20 protein-coding genes are annotated in these 18,182 nt (G+C 65.6%); 12 read left to right on the top strand and 8 right to left on the bottom strand.

Translation table 11 applies throughout. The features are described from left to right. Positions 1-36: 36 nt before the first annotated feature. Together ACIBW7_RS19480 and ACIBW7_RS19475 are read left to right on the top strand one after the other, a co-directional pair. Positions 37-963 (top strand): DMT family transporter, encoded by a 927-nt coding sequence (locus ACIBW7_RS19480; protein ID WP_397048019.1) that lies wholly within the window; start codon positions 37-39, stop codon positions 961-963. Between the two features lie 67 nt (positions 964-1,030). Next, entirely contained in the window at positions 1,031-1,633 is a 603-nt protein-coding gene (locus tag ACIBW7_RS19475; RefSeq protein WP_397048017.1) for a TIGR03086 family metal-binding protein, read from the top strand. Between the two features lie 23 nt (positions 1,634-1,656). Here ACIBW7_RS19475 and ACIBW7_RS19470 read toward each other — a convergent pair whose 3' ends face one another. Continuing rightward, positions 1,657-2,829: a cytochrome P450 gene (locus ACIBW7_RS19470; protein ID WP_397048014.1), complete on the bottom strand. Its 1,173-nt coding sequence runs from the start codon at positions 2,827-2,829 to the stop codon at positions 1,657-1,659. A 98-nt stretch (positions 2,830-2,927) separates the two neighbouring features. On the opposite strand from ACIBW7_RS19470, the gene ACIBW7_RS19465 reads away from it, so the two are divergent. Then, positions 2,928-4,463, top strand: coding sequence for a DHA2 family efflux MFS transporter permease subunit (locus tag ACIBW7_RS19465; RefSeq protein WP_397048012.1), 1,536 nt, complete (start codon positions 2,928-2,930; stop codon positions 4,461-4,463). 41 nt (positions 4,464-4,504) lie between these two features. On the opposite strand, the gene ACIBW7_RS19460 is transcribed toward ACIBW7_RS19465, so the two are convergent. Together ACIBW7_RS19460 and ACIBW7_RS19455 are read right to left on the bottom strand one after the other, a co-directional pair. Continuing rightward, positions 4,505-5,290 (bottom strand): alpha/beta fold hydrolase, encoded by a 786-nt coding sequence (locus ACIBW7_RS19460; RefSeq protein WP_397048010.1) that lies wholly within the window; start codon positions 5,288-5,290, stop codon positions 4,505-4,507. Positions 5,291-5,303: 13 nt separating this feature from the next. Further along, entirely contained in the window at positions 5,304-5,735 is a 432-nt protein-coding gene (locus tag ACIBW7_RS19455) for an SRPBCC family protein (protein WP_397048008.1), read from the bottom strand. Positions 5,736-6,090: 355 nt separating this feature from the next. Between ACIBW7_RS19455 and ACIBW7_RS19450 the strand changes: the two genes are divergently transcribed. From ACIBW7_RS19450 to ACIBW7_RS19425, 6 genes are all read left to right on the top strand, one after another. Then, positions 6,091-7,521 (top strand): ATP-binding protein, encoded by a 1,431-nt coding sequence (locus ACIBW7_RS19450; RefSeq protein WP_397048006.1) that lies wholly within the window; start codon positions 6,091-6,093, stop codon positions 7,519-7,521. After that, complete coding sequence (locus ACIBW7_RS19445; RefSeq protein ID WP_397034206.1) at positions 7,521-7,949, top strand: roadblock/LC7 domain-containing protein; 429 nt, start codon at positions 7,521-7,523, stop codon at positions 7,947-7,949. Before ACIBW7_RS19450 ends, ACIBW7_RS19445 begins: the two co-directional genes overlap by 1 nt. Beyond that, on the top strand, positions 7,946-8,296 hold the full coding sequence (locus tag ACIBW7_RS19440; protein ID WP_063037917.1) for a DUF742 domain-containing protein: 351 nt from the start codon (positions 7,946-7,948) through the stop codon (positions 8,294-8,296). The genes ACIBW7_RS19445 and ACIBW7_RS19440 overlap by 4 nt, the downstream gene beginning before the upstream one ends. After that, positions 8,271-8,876 (top strand): GTP-binding protein, encoded by a 606-nt coding sequence (locus ACIBW7_RS19435; RefSeq protein ID WP_397048004.1) that lies wholly within the window; start codon positions 8,271-8,273, stop codon positions 8,874-8,876. The genes ACIBW7_RS19440 and ACIBW7_RS19435 overlap by 26 nt, the downstream gene beginning before the upstream one ends. Positions 8,877-9,007: 131 nt before the next feature. Beyond that, complete coding sequence (locus ACIBW7_RS19430) at positions 9,008-10,129, top strand: cytochrome P450 (RefSeq protein ID WP_397048001.1); 1,122 nt, start codon at positions 9,008-9,010, stop codon at positions 10,127-10,129. A gap of 45 nt (positions 10,130-10,174) precedes the next feature. Then, entirely contained in the window at positions 10,175-11,359 is a 1,185-nt protein-coding gene (locus tag ACIBW7_RS19425) for a cytochrome P450 (protein WP_397048190.1), read from the top strand. 63 nt (positions 11,360-11,422) lie between these two features. Here ACIBW7_RS19425 and ACIBW7_RS19420 read toward each other — a convergent pair whose 3' ends face one another. The 3 genes from ACIBW7_RS19420 to ACIBW7_RS19410 all read right to left on the bottom strand — a co-directional run bounded on the left by ACIBW7_RS19420 (position 11,423) and on the right by ACIBW7_RS19410 (position 13,642). Beyond that, a complete protein-coding gene (locus ACIBW7_RS19420) occupies positions 11,423-12,367 on the bottom strand; it encodes a hypothetical protein (protein ID WP_397047999.1) in 945 nt (314 codons plus the stop codon). 169 nt (positions 12,368-12,536) lie between these two features. Further along, positions 12,537-12,890: a hypothetical protein gene (locus ACIBW7_RS19415; RefSeq protein ID WP_397047997.1), complete on the bottom strand. Its 354-nt coding sequence runs from the start codon at positions 12,888-12,890 to the stop codon at positions 12,537-12,539. A gap of 149 nt (positions 12,891-13,039) precedes the next feature. After that, positions 13,040-13,642 carry a TetR/AcrR family transcriptional regulator gene (locus ACIBW7_RS19410; RefSeq protein WP_397047995.1) on the bottom strand — a complete coding sequence of 201 codons (603 nt, stop codon included), beginning with the start codon at positions 13,640-13,642 and terminating at the stop codon, positions 13,040-13,042. Between the two features lie 122 nt (positions 13,643-13,764). Here ACIBW7_RS19410 and ACIBW7_RS19405 point away from each other — a divergent pair, with 122 nt between their 5' ends. Next, positions 13,765-14,571 carry a class I SAM-dependent methyltransferase gene (locus tag ACIBW7_RS19405; protein ID WP_397047993.1) on the top strand — a complete coding sequence of 269 codons (807 nt, stop codon included), beginning with the start codon at positions 13,765-13,767 and terminating at the stop codon, positions 14,569-14,571. Positions 14,572-14,658: 87 nt separating this feature from the next. Here ACIBW7_RS19405 and ACIBW7_RS19400 read toward each other — a convergent pair whose 3' ends face one another. Further along, entirely contained in the window at positions 14,659-15,426 is a 768-nt protein-coding gene (locus tag ACIBW7_RS19400; protein ID WP_397047991.1) for a TetR family transcriptional regulator, read from the bottom strand. Positions 15,427-15,521: 95 nt separating this feature from the next. Here ACIBW7_RS19400 and ACIBW7_RS19395 point away from each other — a divergent pair, with 95 nt between their 5' ends. Beyond that, entirely contained in the window at positions 15,522-16,733 is a 1,212-nt protein-coding gene (locus ACIBW7_RS19395; protein ID WP_397047989.1) for an FAD-dependent monooxygenase, read from the top strand. A gap of 22 nt (positions 16,734-16,755) precedes the next feature. Here the strand turns inward: ACIBW7_RS19395 and ACIBW7_RS19390 are convergent, their stop codons facing one another. Beyond that, positions 16,756-17,607, bottom strand: a complete 852-nt coding sequence (locus ACIBW7_RS19390) for an alpha/beta fold hydrolase (RefSeq protein WP_397047987.1) — start codon at positions 17,605-17,607, stop codon at positions 16,756-16,758. 176 nt (positions 17,608-17,783) lie between these two features. Between ACIBW7_RS19390 and ACIBW7_RS19385 the strand changes: the two genes are divergently transcribed. After that, positions 17,784-18,182 (top strand): hypothetical protein, encoded by a 399-nt coding sequence (locus tag ACIBW7_RS19385; protein WP_397047985.1) that lies wholly within the window; start codon positions 17,784-17,786, stop codon positions 18,180-18,182.

Genomic DNA, 18,182 nt, shown 5'->3' with positions numbered 1-18,182 from the left:
CTGGCACTTGTCGACCGACTGATCTACGTTCGGCCCATGATGCGTACGGAGGGATCGGTCGAGCGGCAAGCCATTGTCGCCGCCGTCGTGACGGTGGTCCTGTGGGCTTCGGCCTTCGTCTTCATCCGCAGTGCGGGACATGACTTTTCCCCGGGTGCGCTGGCACTCGGGCGATTGCTCGCCGCATCGATCACCCTGGTGACGGTGCTGGTCATCCGCGGTGACGGCCTGCCACCGCGGGCCGCGTGGCCGGGCATCGTCATCTCCGGGGTGCTGTGGTTCGGCGTCTACATGGTGGCGTTGAACTGGGGTGAGCGGAATGTCGACGCCGGGACCGCGGCGATGGTCGTCGGCATCGGTCCGGTGCTGATCGCGGTGCTCGGCGGATTGGTCCTGCGGGAAGGGTTTCCGGCCCGGCTGATGGTCGGGCTGGTCGTGTCGTTCGCCGGAACCATCGTTGTCGGACTGTCGACCTCCGATGGCGGCGGCGCGGCGGTGCTCGGTATCGTGCTGTGCCTGCTCGCGGCCGTCGTCTGGGCGGCATCGACCATCGCGCAGAAACCGGCGCTCGTCAGCGCCTCCGCATTGCAGGTGGTCACCTTCGGCTCGGTCATCGGAACCGTCGCGTGTCTGCCGTTCTCCTGGCAACTGGTCACCGAGGCGGCCGACGCGCCGCTGTCGTCGACGTTGAGTCTGGTGTACCTGGGCGTCTTCCCCACAGCTTTGGCTTTCACCACCTGGGCCTACGCACTATCCCGCACGACGGCTGGGAAAATGGGCGTGACAACCTACGCGGTCCCGGCGCTCGTCGTGTTGATGTCGTGGATCGCACTGGACGAGGTGCCCGGCGCACTGACCATCGTCGGCGGTGTCCTGTGCCTGGCCGGTGTGGCCGTCACGCGGTCCCGGCCGCGCGTCACACCATCCGTCGATCCGGAAACTGTCGAACCTGCTCCACGCTGATTGCCGTCGTCGGCCGAGTTGCGCGTTTCGCGGTGTGGGCGGCGGTCGCGGGGCAGAATCGACAGACGTGGAAACCGTCGACCCCACCGTGGACCTATTGGACCGCGCATTGACCCAGATGGGCGAGGTCATCGCGGCGATTCGGCCGGAACAGGCGACCCTGCCGACACCCTGTGTCGGCTGGGATGTGCAAGCGCTCGTGCGACATGTCATCGGGCAGAGCCTGCGGAATTTCCTGGATTCGGCGCGTGGCGAGATGGTCGATTGGGCGGCGCCGGCCGCCGAGCTGAGCCCGAACTGGGCCGCGGAGTACCGCGCGGCCGCCGCACCCGTCCTGGACGTCTGGCACCACGCCGACCTGGAACGCCCGGTTCCGGTACCCGGCGGCGCACAAGCGCCGCTGCGCAGCCGAGCCGACCAGCAGATCACCGAATTGGCCATGCACACCTGGGATCTCGCCCGCGCGACCGACCAGCCCATCGACTTCGACCCGGAAATCGCGGAGTACGGACTGGCCTGGTCGCACAAGATGCTGCGCCCGGAGTTCCGCGGCCCGGACAAGGCTTTCGACCTCGAGGTGCCCGTGCCCGCCGACGCTCCCGCATACGACCGCCTCGCGGGGTGGTTCGGCCGCGATCCTTCCTGGAAGTCGCCGGGGCCACGGAACTGATCGGTGCCACCCCGAGCGTCGAGCTACCGCGACAACACGACCGGCAACTCGAGCGGTCCACGATGCCGAAACCCGGAGCGCCACTGGATATCTCCCGGATCGCAGGCGAGCGTCGGAGTGCGGCCGTCCAGCTGCAGCGTCTCCAGCACGGCCCCGGCGACAATCCGGACCAACGCGGTGCCGAGGCATGCATGCCCGCCGTGCCCGAGACCCAAGTGCGGATTATTCGTGCGCGCGAGGTCGAGGTCGGCCGGATTGTCGAAGATCTCCGGATCATGGTTGGCCGACGCCAGACAGAGCAGCACGGTGTCACCGGAATGGATGGCATTCCCCGCGATCTCGAGTTCGGTGATGGCGAATCTGGGACCCGAAACCACCTGCGGCGACAGGTAGCGCAGCAGTTCGTCCACCGCCGGTCGGGTATCGGACATGGTGCGCAGCACCGCCAGCTGATCCGGATGGGTGAGCAGCGCCAACACCGATCCGGCGATCAGGTCGACGAGCACTTCGTACCAGACGAACAGTAGATAGAAGATCATCGAGGCCAGCTCGTGCGCACTCGGCGAACCGGTCTCGGCACTCGAACGCACCAGCCGCCCGAGCACATTGTCGCCACGCGCCCCCTCGATCGTCGCGATGACGATGGCGCGCATAGTGGTGAGCGTGTCGCGAGCCCGCGGGGGAGTGGCGCTCGGCAGCAATGTCGAACGCGCCCAATGCAATAACGCCTCGCGCTCCGGTGCTGCCAACCCGAGCAATTCGCCGAGCACGGCCGCGGGCAGGACAACGGCGAACCGCTCGATGAGATCGATCGTGCCGCCGCTCTGCACCTGCGACAGACAATCCGACACCAATTCTGGTGCCGTGCGCGCCCATTCGGCGAGCCGTCGCGGCGACAACTCGGCGGTGACGGCCCGTCGCAGCCGAGCGTGGTCCACTGGTTCGCTCTCCAGGAATCCGAGGTCCAACGGTGACGGCACCACGAACCCGCGGTAGTCCGTCTCCCCGGCATAGCGCGGCTGGGTGGAGAGCCGATTGTCGAGCAGTCCAGCCCGAACATCGGCGAATCGGGTTACCAACCAAGCGGGTGGGCCGTCCGGGGTGTGGACCCGATGCATCCCACCGTCCTCGCGCAATCGCCGCAGCGTAGGCCATGGATTCGCGGCGAACTCGGCATCGAAGATCTGCAATGTCACGCCGCCATCATCCGGGGCGCGATATCGGCACACCCGAGGTGTGGCGAAGGTCGCAGAATTTGCTGGTCATTTGGTCGGCGAGGTGCGAGGCTTAAGCGGTGACACATCCTCCGGATACCACGTCGGTCGCTGCGGATCCCGCGACCGACAAGCTCGACATCGCGGTTTTCAAGGTGGCAGGGGTGGTCGTGCTCGGCGCGATCATGTCGATCCTGGACATCACCGTCGTAACCGTCGCGATCCCGAAATTCCAGAACGAGTTCCACACCACCACCGCGATCGCGGCCTGGTCGATGACCGGCTACACCCTCGCGCTGGCCAGCGTCATCCCGCTGACCGGTTGGGCGGCGGACCGGTTCGGCACCAAACGGCTGTACATGCTCGCGCTGACGCTGTTCGTGCTCGGATCGGTGCTGTGCAGCCAGGCCTGGAGCATGGAGACACTGATCGCCTTCCGCGTTCTCCAGGGTCTCGGCGGCGGCATGCTGATGCCGCTCGGCATGACGATCATGACCCACGCGGCCGGTCCGCAACGCGTCGGGCGGGTGATGGCGGTGCTCGGGGTGCCGATGCTGCTCGGCCCGATCTGCGGTCCGATCCTGGGCGGTTGGCTGATCGACAGTTACGGCTGGAAGTGGATCTTCCTGATCAATGCCCCGGTCGGGGTGGTCGCGCTCGTTCTCGCCTTCATCGTGTTCCCCGCGGATAACCCGGAGCCGTCGGAATCCTTCGACTTCCTCGGCATGCTGCTGGCCTCGCCGGGTCTGGCGCTGTTCCTGTTCGGCGTCTCCTCGATTCCGGGTGAGGGCACGGTCATGGCGGCCAAGGTGCTCATACCCGCCGCCATCGGTCTGGTGCTCATCGTGCTGTTCGTCTTCCACGCGCTGCGCACCGAACATCCGCTGATCGATCTGCATCTGTTCCGCAACCGATCGCTTACCTTCGCGGTGCTGACCATGGTGCTGTTCGCGACCGCCTTCTTCGGAGCGGGCCTGCTGTTGCCGACCTATCTGCAGCAGGTGCGCGGCGAAACGGCCATGGCGGCCGGTCTGCTGATGGTGCCGCAGGGCCTGGGTGCGATGTTGACGATGCCGATCGCGGGCCGACTCGTCGACAAGATCGGTCCGGGCAAGATCGTGTTGACCGGTATCTCGCTGATCTCACTCGGCACGGTGTTCTTCGTGCAGCTGAAGTCCGATACGTCGTATCCGTTCATGTTGGGCGCGCTGTTCGTGATGGGCCTCGGCATGGGCTGCACCATGATGCCGACCATGACCGCGGCGATCCAGACGCTGACCCACCAGCAGGTCGCGCGCGGTACGACGCTGATGAACATCATCAACCAGTCCGCCGGCTCCATCGGCACCGCGACGATGTCGGTGGTGCTCAGCAGCCTGCTGAACCAGCATCCGTTCGCCAAGCCCGCGATCGCGTCGAACTACGATCCCTCGATCGCGGCGCAGCTGCCGCCCGGTGCGGTCGAGACCGGATTGAGCCAGGCCGCGACGGCATTCAGCCACACCTACATCGTGGCGTTGGTGCTCATGGTGCTGACCTTGGTACCTGCGGCCTTCCTGCCGCGCACCAAGCCGCAGCTGCCCGCGGTCGCCGACGCACCGGCGCTGGTGCATTAGCCGAGGGGTCCGAGTTCGCCTGTACACCAGGCGAACTCGGACTACCGGCGGTCGGCGTCCAGGAATTCCAGGACGAGCGGGCTTGCGGTGCTTCGGAATTCGTCGAAATAGGCGTGCCGAGCCCCCGGGATCCACGCCAGCCGCGCACCCGGAATCCGTTCCGCGAGCAACGGTGCGTTCGCCGCCGGATTGAACCGGTCCTCGCTCCCGTGCACGATCAGCGTCGGAACCGCGATATCCGCGAGCACGTCCCATGCGTCGTGTTTGTTGCTCGCGTAGAGGTGTCTGCGCTTCGCGTAGGCGGGCATGCTCGGATCGCCGAGGGTGTTGAACGGCCCGGACGAGCTCGCCAGATACCCCGGGGTGTACATCAGTTCCAGCAGCGCCTGCCGCGCCGCCACCGGATCGGGCTGGGCCAGCGACTTCCGTATCTCGGCGTCGCGCTCGACGGCGTGGCGACCACCCGGTGACGTGCAGCCGAGCACCAGCGCATGCACCCGATCCGGGAACCGCGCGGCCAGCCACTGCGCGACCCGGCCACCCATGGACGTGCCGTACACCGAGGTCTTCCCGATGCCGAGATCGTCGAGCACCGCAATGGCGTCCTCGGCGAATCCGAGGGTGCTGTACGGGATATCCGGCTTATCGCTGTCACCGGTCCCGCGATAGTCCAGTGAGACGGTGCGATACGCGGTCTCGAAGTCGGCGCGGACTCCATCCCACCAGTGGTGATTATTGGCCTGTCCGCTGAGCAGCAGCAGCGGCGGACCGTCACCGCCGGTCTGATAGGCGATCCGGGCGCCGTCCGCGGCCTCGGCATGCGGCACGTTCGGACTCCTTTCAGCTGTAGAGCGCGACGAAACGCTCCAACGAGCGCTCGATATCGCCCTTCAGCGCCCGCGCGACACCGGAACCGATCGGACCGAACAGGGGCGCGCCGCCCAGATCGATATCGACGGTGACCACCGAGCCCGCACCCTTCGCGGCGACGAGCAGTTCGAGCTTGAATCTGGTACCGCCCTTGCCCGTGCCGCTCAAGGCCAATCGCCGCGGCGGTTCAGCGGCCTTGACCGTCCAGGTGACCCGGTTGCGCAGTCCCTTGACCGATGCGACACCGACCAGTTGGGTGCCGACGGTCAGTTCGGCGGGCACCTCGTTGCGCCACGCCTCGTGCATGAGCAGCCACTTGTCGAGATCGGTGAGGTTGGAGGTATGCGACCAGGCCTCTTGCGGGGGAATCGGCACGTCGACGGACACCTTCAGCTTTGCCATTCGCGCATAGTATCCGGTACCCGCGGTCCGCTATTTATCGCATTCGATCATGCCGATCGGGCGGTACGCGAAATGCAATGGGGGCGCTGGCGGTTCGAGGAATCGGAATGTGGTCCTCGGATCGAGAGAGACTTCCCGGCGATGCTGCTACTGTGGGCGGGTCGTCGGGTGCCGAGCTACTTATCGGCTCGATCCGCGCGGTAGGTGATTCTTCGAATCACTTGCCGTGCGGGCACTCTGGGGTTGGTGCCGGTGTCGATGTGGCCGCATTCGACGAATGTAGATCCTGGTCGGCGTCGCGAGGAAGGCGAGACAACGCGCAGTGACACCGGCTGTCGCAACGACGAGAGAGCTGATGAATCAAGATATCGCCGTGGTGCTTTCATGGATCCTCGCCCCCGCTCTCATTATTGCCGTGGCGGCGGCGTTGTATGTAGCGCAATACGCGAAACAACAGAAGATCCGCGCCGACACCCTCAATAGAGCGAATCGGGCGCAGGAGGAAACCCTCGAGCACTTCGCCGGGCAGACACTGCCGGCGATGACCGAGGCGGTGCGCCGCTTCGAGGCACCGGTTTCGGCCATCGAGGTGCCGACGGGTCAGGAGAATTCCCGGTTCACCCAGTGCCTGCAATGGATTTCCGAGCGGTACGCCGACGACCTGCGCATGGTGCAGTCGGAGGCGCACGAGCAGGCCGCGCGTGAGGCCGAGGAAAAGGCGCAGCAGGCGATCAAGGCGACCGAGGAGGGCACTCGCGCCGAGATCGAATCCGCGTCGCGGGCCGCGACCAGTGCGGCGGTGCGCTCCTTCGGCACCTCCGTGGTCAGCCTCGGCGCGGATGTCAGTCAGGTGGTGAGCTCCGCGCTGCGCGAGCACCGCGACGACGAGGTCTACGCCACCCTCACCCGCATCGACCACACCGTGCAGCAGATGCTGCGGCAGGCCCAGTCGTATGTGATCGTCTGTGGTGGTCTGCCGGGTCGGCGCTGGCCCGCGCAGTCGCTCACCGATGTGGTCGGCGGCGCGATCGGGCGTGTCCGTGACTACCTGCGGGTGCGGGCGAACCAGCTCGACCGCATCGTCATCAGCCGCGCGGTGGAACCGCTCGTGCACACCCTGGCCACGCTGCTCGACAACGCGCTGCGCTACTCCCCGCCGACGTCTTATGTGGATGTGACCTTCCAGGAGGGCCACCACGGCGTCACCGTCATCATCGACGATGCCGGTGTGCGGATGAACGCAGAGCAGATGGAGGAGGCCAGGCAGGTGCTCGCCAACGAGCGCCCGATCGACATCCACCAGCTCGGCCCGTCCCCGCGTGTCGGTTTCCCGGGCATCGCGGCACTGGCTCGACGCTACGGGTTCACCGTCTACATCGATGGCCCGAACGTCTACGGCGGTATGCGGGCGATGGTCTACATCCCCGAGGCGCTGCTCGTCACCGCGGTGGCCAACGCCGAACCGGCCATTCCCGCCGTCACTCCGGCCCCGGAACCCGTGCCGACCGCTGCCGCCGAGGATAAGCCCTTCGAATTATCCCCGGTTCCGGTCTTGGCCGGGGTGGGCGAACAACCCGCCGAGAACGAGGAGTTCGCTGTGCACGAGATCACCAGTGGCGGCCTACCCAAGCGACGCCGTCGGGCGGTGTCGTCGGTGCCCGCGCAGACCGGCACCGAATCCGAAGCGGGACAGGCTCGTCCCGAAATCGCCTCCGCCTGGCAGATGGGTTCCAAGAGCGGCCGTGAGGCTGCTGCATCCGATAACAGCGAAGGGATGTCATCCTGATGAGCACACCGGTGACCGACAGCAGCAATAGGCTGGGTTGGCTACTCGAGGATCTCAGCAACGTTCCCGGCGTCCGGTTCGCGGTGCTGCTGTCCGACGACGGACTGCGGATCGCGCACTCCGACGGTGTCAACAAGGATGATGCCGAGCGTTTCGCCGCGGCTGCCTCGGGGCTGCGCTCACTAGGTAAAGCGCTCGGCGAATTCTGTGGTGGCCTCGACAATGGTGTGCGCCAGAACATGACCGAATACGACCAGGGCATGATCCTCATCACCGCGGCGGGTGAGGGTGCGCTGCTGGGTGTTTCGACCACGGCCGAGACCGATATCGGGCTGGTCGCGCACCGCATGAACGAACTCGCCGGGCGGGTCGGGCACGAGTTAGGCGCCCAGCCGCGCGGAAGGGTTGAGGGCGGCTTGACGTCATGACGAGGTCCCGGCGAGACCCCGACTTGGTCCGGGCCTATGTGCGCACCGGGGGGCGGATCCGGCCCAGTCGTGAATTGGACCTGGTCACTCTGGTCGTCGCCGCCAAGGATCCGGCACCTGGTGCGACACCCGATGCGCGCCAGGTACTGAACCTGTGCAGCCGTCGCAGTGCGCTGTCCATCGCCGAGATCGCCGCCTATCTCGACCTGCCGCCGTCCGTGGTGAAGATCGTCGTCGCCGATCTGCTGGACAGCGAACACCTGGCCACTCCGACCCCGGCCGAAGTCATGCCGGAGATCACCCTGCTCGAGGAGGTACTCAATGGGCTCCGCGCTCTCCCGGCCTGAGCGCACTGTCGACTATGTGCCGGAGACCGTGACCCGGTCGGTAAAGCTCTTGGTGGCAGGCAATTTCGGTGTCGGCAAAACGACATTCGTGAACAGCGTTTCGGAGATCCGGCCGCTGCGCACGGAGGAGACGATCACCGAGGCCAGTGTCGGCGTCGACGATATGGCCGGACTACCCGGCAAATCGCAGACGACCGTGGCGATGGATTTCGGCCGTATCACGCTGAATCCCACACTCGCGCTGTACCTTTTCGGGACGCCGGGACAGCGGCGTTTCGTCCCGCTGTGGGAGGAGTTGGCGCGCGGTGCGCTCGGCGCCCTGGTCCTGGTGGACACCCGGCGCATCGAGAAGGCCGACGAGGTGCTGTCCGTGCTCGAGGAGCGCGGGGTGCAGTATTCGGTCGCGGTCAATCAGTTCGAAGGCGCCAAGCGCTATCCGCTCGAAGAGATCCGGGACGCACTGGATCTCGCTCCGGATACTCCGCTGACCTCGCTCGACGCGCGGCAACGCAGCACTTGTCTGCGGTCGCTGATCACGCTCGTCGAGTTCCTATTCCATCGTCAGGAGTCCGGGAAGTAACCGACGCATTGCACACAGATTCAACAAAGCCCGGCCCTGTCGCGTTGGGGTCGCCGATCGATACCGACGGCCCGCGCGTACCGCTCTACTCAGCAGAGTTCGCAGCAGATCCACACCGTGCGTACCGGCAAATGCGCACCCAGTTCGGATCTCTGGTACCGGTGGACCTATCGCCCGGTGTACCGGCCACTTTGGTGATCGGCTATCACACCGCCGTACGAATCCTCAACGATCCCGACCACTTTCCGGCGGATCCGCGCACCTGGCAGCAAAAGATTCCCGGTGAATGCCCGGTCCTGCCGATGCTGGAATGGCGGCCGAATGCCTTGCGCAGTGCGGGAAACGAGCATTTGCGCTATCGACAGGCAAATGCGGCGAGCCTGGCCGAAGTCGACCTGCACGCATTGCATGCCGTCGTCGAAGATGCCGCCATTCCACTGATCAATGCCTTCTGCGGTGACGGTGCGGCCGATCTGATCAGCCAGTACGCATTTCCGCTTACTTTCCAGGTGTTGAACGAGATGCTCGGCTGTCCGGCGGAGATCGGTCAGCAGGTCGCCACCGGGATGGCGGCCATCTTCGAAGGTGTGAACGCCGACAAGGGCAATGCGATGCTCACCGACGCGCTGTTCGAACTCGTCACGCTGAAGCGCAGCGTTCCCGGCGACGACATCACCTCGCGGCTGATCGCGCATCCGGCCGTGCTGTCGGACGAGGAGATGATCCACCAGCTCGTCACCGTCTACGGTGCGGGCATCGAACCGCAGCAGAATCTGATCACCAACACACTGCTGCTGATGATGACCGACGACCGGTTCGCGGGCAGCGTGCACGGCGGAAGTCTTTCCACCCGTGACGCACTCGACGAAGTGCTGTTCACCGACCCCCCGATGGCGAACTACTGCGTCTCCTATCCGAGACAGCCGATCCTGATCGACGGCGTGTGGCTGCCCGCTCACCAACCGGTCGTCATCAGCATGTCCGGATGCAATAACGATCCCGCCGTCGGAGTGGGCGAATTCGGGCCCAACCGTTCGCATCTGGCATGGAGTGTGGGCCCGCATTCCTGCCCGGCGCGGTCGGTCGCCTACCTCATCGTCCAGGACGCTATCGACCAACTGCTCGACGCACTTCCCGAAATGCGTTTGGGGACAGAGCCTGAACAACTCACCTGGCGGCCGGGTCCCTTCCATCGGGCCCTGGTATCCCTCCCGGTCACGTTTCCCAAATCCCCTCCGCTAGCCATGCTGTAAGGAGATTCTGTAGTGCAACAACCTATTACCCTGGATCTCACGGGAATGGATATCCAGGGCGAATCCGCACGCCTGCGCGAGCGTGGGCCGGTGGCGCTGGTGGAATTGCCCGGCGGTGTGCGGGCCTGGTCGGTCACCGACGCCGGGCTGCTCAAGAAGTTGCTCGTCGATGCGCGGGTATCCAAGGATGCGAGCCAGCACTGGCCGGCGTTCATCAATGGCGAGATTCCGCAGGACTGGCCGCTTTTCCTGTGGGTCGCGGTGAACAATATGTTCACCGCCTACGGTGCGGACCACAAGCGGCTGCGCAAGTTGGTCGCGCCCGCATTCACCCATCGGCGCACCGAGGCGATGCGCGGGCAGATCGAGCGGATCACCCAGGAACTGCTCGCCGAACTCGCGAAGACACCCGCGGGCGAATCGGTCGATCTGCGTGAGGGTTTCGCGTATCCGCTGCCGATTCAGGTCATCTCCGAATTGATGGGTGTGCCCGAGGAACTCAATCCGGGCTTGCGCAAGTGCGTCGACGGTATTTTCGACACCTCGCTCGGTCCGGAGGAGTCGCAGGCGAACTACATGGAGATGTATCGGATTCTCGGTGAATTGGTGGCGTATCGGCGCGACCATCCCGGCGACGATATGACCAGTCTGCTGATTTCGCACCGCGATGAGGACGACGGGTCCCAGCTCACCGAGCAGGAATTGATCGATACGCTGCTGCTTGTCATCAGCGCCGGGCACGAGACCACGGTCAATCTGCTCGACCAGGCGATCTTCGCACTGCTGACCAATCCGGAACAGCGCGCCGCACTGGTCGCGGAGCGGGCGACCTGGGCCGATCTGGTCGAGGAGGCGTTGCGGTTCGAGGCGCCGGTCGCACATCTGCCGCTGCGGTTCGCGGTCGACGATATCGAGATCGACGGGGTGCATATCGCCAAGGGCGAGCCGATTCTCGCCTCGTACGCGGCCGCCAACCGTGATCCGAAGGTTCACGGTGACACCGCCGATCAATTCGATGTGGCCCGAGACAGTAAGGACCACTTGGCTTTCGGCTTCGGGGTGCACCATTGCCTGGGGGCGCCGTTGGCTCGGCTCGAGGCGCTGGTGTCATTGCCCGCGATCTTCGCGCGCTTTCCGGATATGCGGTTGGCGGCGGATCCATCCGAGTTGGGGACGGTGGTCAGTTTCATCTCGAATGGGCATGCCAGGCTGCCGGTTACGCTCGATTAGTCCACCTGAAAAAGCCGGGCCCCCTTCCGATTTCGATCGGGAGGGGGTTCGTGCCTTTCGGGGTCAGCTCGAGGCGTCGATGCGGCCCTGTTTTCGGGCTCGGGCCAGTCCGCGGCGGGCCATCAATCCGTTGGCCAGCAACAGCAGTGTCTTGTTCGGCGGCGCGAGGAAGCCCGACTCGGTGTGGGGTGCGTAGGTCGCCTCGGTGCCGTCGATTTCGATCCAGCCGGTGTGCTGGCGGCATTCGAGGCCGACGAGCTGTGGGCGGTAGGTGTGGGCGAGCAGGCCCGCGCGGCGGCCGCCCTGGGCGATTTCCGCTGGGAGCGTAAGGTTTACGCCCGCCGCGCTCGAGCCGGCGACCTGCGCGGGGACCACGGCCGGATAGCCGTCGGACTGGCGGTAGGCGAGCAGACAGTGCGGCAGCTTCGTGGCGCGTGCGGCGGCCTTGGCGCTGTCCAGCCGGGGCCCGGTACCTTTGGCGGGCGGCTTCTGGGAATCCGCGGTGGCGGGCAGCGGCTCGCCGAATACCTCCGGTTCGCCGGTCGCATCCAGATTCGGCCAGGCGATGATCCGGGTGACCGCGACCGTCACCAGCACCCGATCGGTGTAATAAGCGCTGAGCCAGCGATCCCAGAACAGGCCGCGCCGTGGCGCGCCGAGATAGGGCGTCGCCTGCTCGCCGACGCGGTCGAGGGTGTCGGTGTCGGGTTTGGCGTCGAAGGTGGCGATGCCCTGTACCAGTACGAAGCGCTGATTGTTCTGGTCGCCGAGACCGTGCTCACGCGCGTGATATGCGAGCGCTACCTTCGGCTCGCGTTTGATCCGCTCCAGCTTGCGACCGAAGCCGAGCGAGGTCGTGAACCCGACCGTCCCCAACTCCCGGTCCCGCATCCCGATCGGCGATACCGCCGTCACCACCGCCCCACCGGCCGGAGTGATATAGGCCAATCCGGCGGTGAGATCACCACGCAAGACATCATCGATTTCGTCCGGCCAGGTAACTGCCATGCGCCGCAGGTTAGTCCTGTTGCCCGGGCCTTATGTCGGTTATGTGCAATCAGCGGCGATTCGGTTGCTCCGAACGGCGATTCGCGCGCCGAGGGCGCCGCCACCCGAGATTTCCGCACAGGGCCGATTGTTCGCCCGAGTTCCACAGGCCGCGCTTGCAGGCGTGCGGCTACTTGCGCCCCAGGCACAGCGTGTAGCTGCCGATTCGGCTGTCGGTACGCGAGTAGTACATGACACTGCCGGGGAACTCCTTGCATGCAGACGTTCTGGCAAACTCCGTAGACCAGGTGGCGTGTTCCAGTTTGCCGAGGACGCGGTACTGCGCGTTGGCCCCGTAGCAGTCGACCTTGGCGATCGAGTCTTCGCCCCGCTCCATCACGCACTCCCCGACATCGGCGACATTATGCTCGCGAACTTCTTTGTTCTCGCACGCCTCGAGACCGAGGCCATACGCGAGCATGACGCCGCCGACGGCGGCTATCCCGAGCACGTTCTTCACGAGTGTCCGATTCGTGTCGGTCATGATGTCTCTCTTCACAGTCGTTCGTTGACTCTGATGGAAACAACAGACACGACGTGCAAAAGGTTGGGTTCGCAGTGGCTTGGGCGCAGACCGGAGTTGCGGCCCGTGGTCTTCCAGCGGCTACGCCGCATACTCCGCTTGCGCGCATGCTAGGTGCCCGGCTGGTGATCGAGCAGGCCGCGGTCGATGAGTTCGTGCACCCGCCCTACTGCGAACTCGATGGCGGCCGGATCGGTGGGCAGGGGTCCGTCGATCAGCAGACAGGCCAGGCCGTGGACCGTCGACCAGGCGGCAATCTCGGCGCCGGGTCTCCGTTTGGGGTCCAGTAGTCCGGCCGACTGCGCCTGATCGAGTACGTGGCCGAGGATCTCGTAGGGGTTGGTGCCGCCGGTGTGCGGTTCGGGTTCGGCGGTGACGGCGTGTACACCGAATGCAGTGCGAAACAACCCGGGTTGGTTCAGCGCGAAATCGATGTACGCGGTGCCGACCGCTTGCAGCCGTCGGCGCGGATCCCCGGCGCGGGCGATGCGGCGGCTCATCTCGGCGGCGAGCTCGCCGCGGGCGCGGGCCGCCACCTCGGCGAGCAGTGCCTCCCGGTCGGCGAAGTGGCGGTAGGTGGCCGAATGCGAAACCCCGGCCGTGCGGGCAACTTCACGCAGGATCACGCGGTCGGGTCCGCCGTCGCGTGCTAATGCCACGCCCGCCTCGATGAGAGCCGAGCGCAACGCGCCGTGGTGGTAGGGCTTGCTCATGCCGACAGGATCGCATATCGGCCGAGATGTTGACGGCGGTCACATGCAGCCCGCATACTCGAAGATGTGACCAGTGGTTACTTTCGTGGTCGCTTCCTTGTCGCATACCGAAAAGTGCTGATATGAACAATATTTCGATCGAAATCCCCTACGCGACCGGCAACTCCCGGCTCGGTATCGAACGTGCCCTCATCGCTGCGGGCAGGGACCTCGGCAGTCTGCGGCTCGCGGATCTCGCGCTGGTCGAGGACTTTCACACCATGGGTCGCATCGCCACCTATCAACTGGCGGAGCTGACCGGGCTGACGCAGCACAGCCGGGTGCTCGACGCCGGTAGCGGGATCGGCGGTACCGCCCGTTTCATCGCGGACCAATGCGGTTGCCTGGTGACCGCTGTCGATCTGACCGCCGACTATTGCGATACGGCCGAGTGGCTCAATGAGGCTGTCGGGCTGGGGGATCGGATTGCGGTGCACCGTGCCGACGTCACCGCGCTGCCCTTCGTCGACGGCGGTTTCGATGTCGCCTTCAGCCAGCACGTGCAGATGAACGTCGCCGACAAGGACCTGCTCTACCGGGAAGCCCGCCGGGTCCTGGTCGCGGGCGGCCTGCTCGCGATCTGGGATATCACCGCAGGTTCGGGTGGCGACCCCGGTTATCCGTTGCCCTGGGCCGAGCAACCCTCCCAGAGCCATCTGGTGACTTCCGATGCGTTGCGCGGGGCAATCGAGACAGCGGGATTCGTGATCGAGGAATGGAACGACCTTACCGAGCCGGCGGCCGCGACCATGCGGGCGGTACTGGCCTCGCCCCCCGATCCCGTTGGACTGCATGCCTTCGTCCCGAATTTCGTCGAGAAGGCCGAGAACCTGACCCGCGGCCTGGCTGACGGCAGCCTCCGAGCCATCCAGGTGATCGCCCGGTCGTGACTGGGCAGTTGGTTCGGGATACGCCGTGATGCGGTGGATCCCGGCGGCGAGGATGGATACCTCGAACAGGACGTCTCGAAAATAATCTCATAATTCGCTCGCCTGCTTGCTCAAGTGCCGATAGAGCGTGGCGCGTGAGATGTCGAATGCGGCGGCGATCTCGTCGATGGGGCGGCCGGAATCTCGCATGCGGCGGGCGGACTCGATCATTTCCGCGGTCATTGCGCCGGGGCGGCCGGGGCGGTTCGGGCGGGCGGTAGGGGCCTTGGCGGCCGGAATGTGGGCGGGGGCGCTGTGGGTGGCCGAAAGCTGTGGATCGGCAGCAGTGCCGAGTAATCGCCTGGCACCATCGAGAATCGCCTCGCGCAACTCCTCGGCGGGCCGGTCGGCGAAGATGACCACCGGATCGCTCAGTGCCGCATAGACCTGCGCGGCACGCACGCGGGTGGTGAAATCGGCGCGGGGCCCGGCGATCAGTTCCTGGGCCGACAGCGCGATGGTTCGCAATCGCGCGAAGGTCGCCTCGTCAGCGGATAATGCCTGGTCCTGCATTTGCATCCGTAATAGCTGACCGTGTGAAAGCCACACCTCGAGCAACCCGGCCACCACCGACCAGCGGCGCGCCCGTGCGTCCCGCCCGCGTGCCGCCGCCTCGAGCACCGCCTCACTGTCGACCAGTAGCGGCTCCACGAGCGCAGCGACGATATCGCTCTTGCTCGGGAAGTGGTACAGCACAGCGGTTTTCGTCAGCCCGACCCGTTCGGCGATCTCGCGCACGGAAACCGTGTGGTATCCGCGGTCGGCGAACAGGTCGAGCGCGGTCTGCAGGATGCGGGCACGCGAATCATCGGCCATGGGGACCGATCCTACCGCTTGACTGACCGTTGGTCAGCGTCATACAGTGATCGCACTGACCAATGGTCAGATTATTTCGAGACAAGGAGCGGGCAATGCGGATTCTGATCTCCGGTGCGAGCATCGCCGGACAGACGTTGGCGTATTGGCTTGTGCGGCACGGCTTCCAGCCGACCATCGTCGAGCGTGCGGCCGGTCTGCGAGTCGGCGGCCAAGGGGTGGATGTGCGGGAACAGGCAATCGAGGTCGCCGAGCGCATGGGCATCATGGCGCAGATCCAGTCGGCGGCCGCCGATGTCGCCGGTATGCGGTTCGTGAACGCCGACGGCCATCCCATCGCCAAGGTGGATATGCAGAAGATCAAGGACAAGTACGCCAGCGCCGAGGTGGAGATCATGCGCGGCGATCTCGTCCGGGTCCTGCACGACAGCAACAGCGACGTGGAATACCTGTTCGGCGATTCGATCCGGGCCCTCGACGAGGATGACGACGGCGTCACCGTCACCTTCGAACACGCCCCGCAACGGCGGTTCGACCTGGTCATCGGCGCGGACGGCCTGCACTCCACCGTGCGGCGCCTGGCCTTCGGTCCGGAATCGAATTTCGTCCGGCACCTGGACCACTACTTCGCCTTCGGTAACGCCGATGCGGCGCTCGGGCCCGATCGCTGGGTCAGCGTCTACAACACCCCGGGTGCGATGGCAGGCATCTACCGTTCCGGCAATCACGCACAGGCCAAGGCCTACTTCGTGTTCCGCAGCCCCATCCTCGACCTCGATCCGAGGGATACCGCCGCGGCCCGCGCGCTGCTGACCGCCCGGTTCGGCGCCGAATCCGCATGGCACGTGGCACAGCTGCTCGGCGACGCGCTCGCCGATCCGGACCTGTATTTCGACGCTCTCGGTCAGGTCCATATGGATTCCTGGTCGACCGGCCGCATCGCCCTCGTCGGGGACGCTGCCTATTGCGCCTCACCGGCATCCGGAGCCGGTGCCGAACTCGCCCTCGTCGGCGCATACCGGCTCGCCGGCGCACTCGCTGCGGCGAACGGCGACTACCGCACCGGTTTCCGCCGCTACGAGCAGAGCCACCGCGCACTGGTCGACCGCAAACAGCAAATCGGACCGAACCTGCGGCTGATGGTGCCGAAAACCCGCTCGGGCATGGCGATTCGGAATACCCTCACGCGGCTCCCCGTGCTGGAGTCCATGGCAGGTATGGAACGCATCATGGCGCCCAAGACGAACGAGTCCTTGCCGGAATTTCCGGAGATTCCGGTCACTGCCAAGGCATGCCGTCCGGCGTAGGGTGCCGACACCGGGTCTGAGGTCAGCGGCGCAGGAATTCCAGGGTGGCGCGTTCGAAGGCCGCCTTGGCCTCGATCATGACCCAGTGCCCGCTGTTCGGGAACACATGCAGTTCGGCATTGGGGATCTGCCGCATCGGGACAAGCGCCATATCCGGCGGGCTGACCCGGTCGTCCAGACCCCAGGTGAGCAGGGTCGGGCATTGCACTTTGTGCAGCATCGACCAGTAGGGCGGCGTATTCGAATTCGCCAGGAATTTCTGCTGCATGGCCCAGGCGGCCGAGCCGTACATCATGGCGGCGGTCTGCTGGGTGTCCGGATGCTGCGCGGCCGCCCAGCGTTCCTCGATGATCTCATCGGTGATCACCGCGGGGTCGTAGACCATGGCCCGCAACCAGCGCAGCAGCTTGTCCCGATCGGGTTTGTCGGCGAATTCCTGCAGCAGCCGAATCCCCTCGCTCGGACTGGAGCTGAAGATATTCGGACCGATCCCGCCGATGGTGACCAGCTTGCGCACCCGCTGCGGATGCTGAATCGCCAGATTCGCCGCGACCACACCACCCATCGAATTGCCGACCATGGCCGCGGATTCGATGCCGAGCGCGTCCATGAATCGCAGTACCGCCGCGCCCGCGGTCAGCACGGGATGTCCGTTCACCGGGTCGCTCACGCCGAATCCGGGAAATTCGAGGATGTAGCAGTGGAAGTGCTCGGCGAAGACCGCGAGATTCCCGCGGTAGTTGCGCCACCCGTTCACGCCGATCCCGGAGCCGTGCAGCAGTAACAGCGGCGGCCCGTCGCCCGCCTCGTGATAGCGCAGCACGCCCTGGTCGGTGGCAAGCTCCCGTTTCGTGCCTTCGTATGTCACGTCCATACCCGACACGTTAGAACACGTTCTAACTCGGATCGTGCGCGACCGCTGATATCGACCCGCGAAACAAACCGCCGAGTACATTATGGCGAAACGCTGGGCGATTCGGGGTGTAGCTCCTGCGCGACTATCTATGATCTCCGCTTGGCAACTCGGCACCGCACGACGAGGACCGAATCATGAGCTACCGAACGATCACGACCGCGACCGTGTTCGGCACCGCGATCGCCGCATTGGCCTGCACCGCGCCGACGGCGAATGCCGCGGTGACGCGGGTGGGTGTGATGCCGGATTCGAATTACGGCATGGCGACCAACTACGGCACCGACTGCCCGGCCACCGCAGAGGCCTATGTCGACAATGCCGCCGAACCGGTCTCCTTCTACGACAACGGAGTCCTGTTCGGAGTGGTCCGACCGCTGGGCGGTATCGCCCTGCTGACCTGGATCCCGAAGACCACCGGCCCGCACACGCTCAGCGCCGTGCAGGCCCCGGATGTCACGCCCATCGGAACGGTCGACGTCCGGGTCGGCACCGGTGTGCACGTCAGCTTCGCCTGCGTCGTCTTCGGCAGCTGA

Origin of the sequence: Nocardia sp. NPDC049526 (assembly GCF_044465765.1) — a bacterium.
In the GTDB taxonomy this organism is placed as follows: Bacteria; Actinomycetota; Actinomycetes; order Mycobacteriales; family Mycobacteriaceae; genus Nocardia.
Note: the sequence above shows the minus strand (reverse complement) of the source record. Positions and strands in the feature narration are given on the sequence as shown.

Bases quoted from the DNA above. Each gene is read 5' to 3' on its own strand.
- ACIBW7_RS19400 (WP_397047991.1), bottom strand. From the start codon at position 15,426: ATGGCCGATGATTCGCGTGCCCGCATCCTGCAGACCGCGCTCGACCTG.
- ACIBW7_RS19385 (WP_397047985.1), top strand. From the start codon at position 17,784: ATGAGCTACCGAACGATCACGACCGCGACCGTGTTCGGCACCGCGATC.
- ACIBW7_RS19455 (WP_397048008.1), bottom strand. From the start codon at position 5,735: ATGGCAAAGCTGAAGGTGTCCGTCGACGTGCCGATTCCCCCGCAAGAG.
- ACIBW7_RS19420 (WP_397047999.1), bottom strand. From the start codon at position 12,367: ATGGCAGTTACCTGGCCGGACGAAATCGATGATGTCTTGCGTGGTGAT.
- ACIBW7_RS19480 (WP_397048019.1), top strand. From the start codon at position 37: ATGATGCGTACGGAGGGATCGGTCGAGCGGCAAGCCATTGTCGCCGCC.
- ACIBW7_RS19415 (WP_397047997.1), bottom strand. From the start codon at position 12,890: ATGACCGACACGAATCGGACACTCGTGAAGAACGTGCTCGGGATAGCC.
- ACIBW7_RS19450 (WP_397048006.1), top strand. From the start codon at position 6,091: ATGAATCAAGATATCGCCGTGGTGCTTTCATGGATCCTCGCCCCCGCT.
- ACIBW7_RS19430 (WP_397048001.1), top strand. From the start codon at position 9,008: ATGCGCACCCAGTTCGGATCTCTGGTACCGGTGGACCTATCGCCCGGT.
- ACIBW7_RS19395 (WP_397047989.1), top strand. From the start codon at position 15,522: ATGCGGATTCTGATCTCCGGTGCGAGCATCGCCGGACAGACGTTGGCG.
- ACIBW7_RS19445 (WP_397034206.1), top strand. From the start codon at position 7,521: ATGAGCACACCGGTGACCGACAGCAGCAATAGGCTGGGTTGGCTACTC.
- ACIBW7_RS19425 (WP_397048190.1), top strand. From the start codon at position 10,175: ATGGATATCCAGGGCGAATCCGCACGCCTGCGCGAGCGTGGGCCGGTG.
- ACIBW7_RS19390 (WP_397047987.1), bottom strand. From the start codon at position 17,607: ATGGACGTGACATACGAAGGCACGAAACGGGAGCTTGCCACCGACCAG.
- ACIBW7_RS19405 (WP_397047993.1), top strand. From the start codon at position 13,765: ATGAACAATATTTCGATCGAAATCCCCTACGCGACCGGCAACTCCCGG.
- ACIBW7_RS19435 (WP_397048004.1), top strand. From the start codon at position 8,271: ATGGGCTCCGCGCTCTCCCGGCCTGAGCGCACTGTCGACTATGTGCCG.
- ACIBW7_RS19440 (WP_063037917.1), top strand. From the start codon at position 7,946: ATGACGAGGTCCCGGCGAGACCCCGACTTGGTCCGGGCCTATGTGCGC.
- ACIBW7_RS19410 (WP_397047995.1), bottom strand. From the start codon at position 13,642: ATGAGCAAGCCCTACCACCACGGCGCGTTGCGCTCGGCTCTCATCGAG.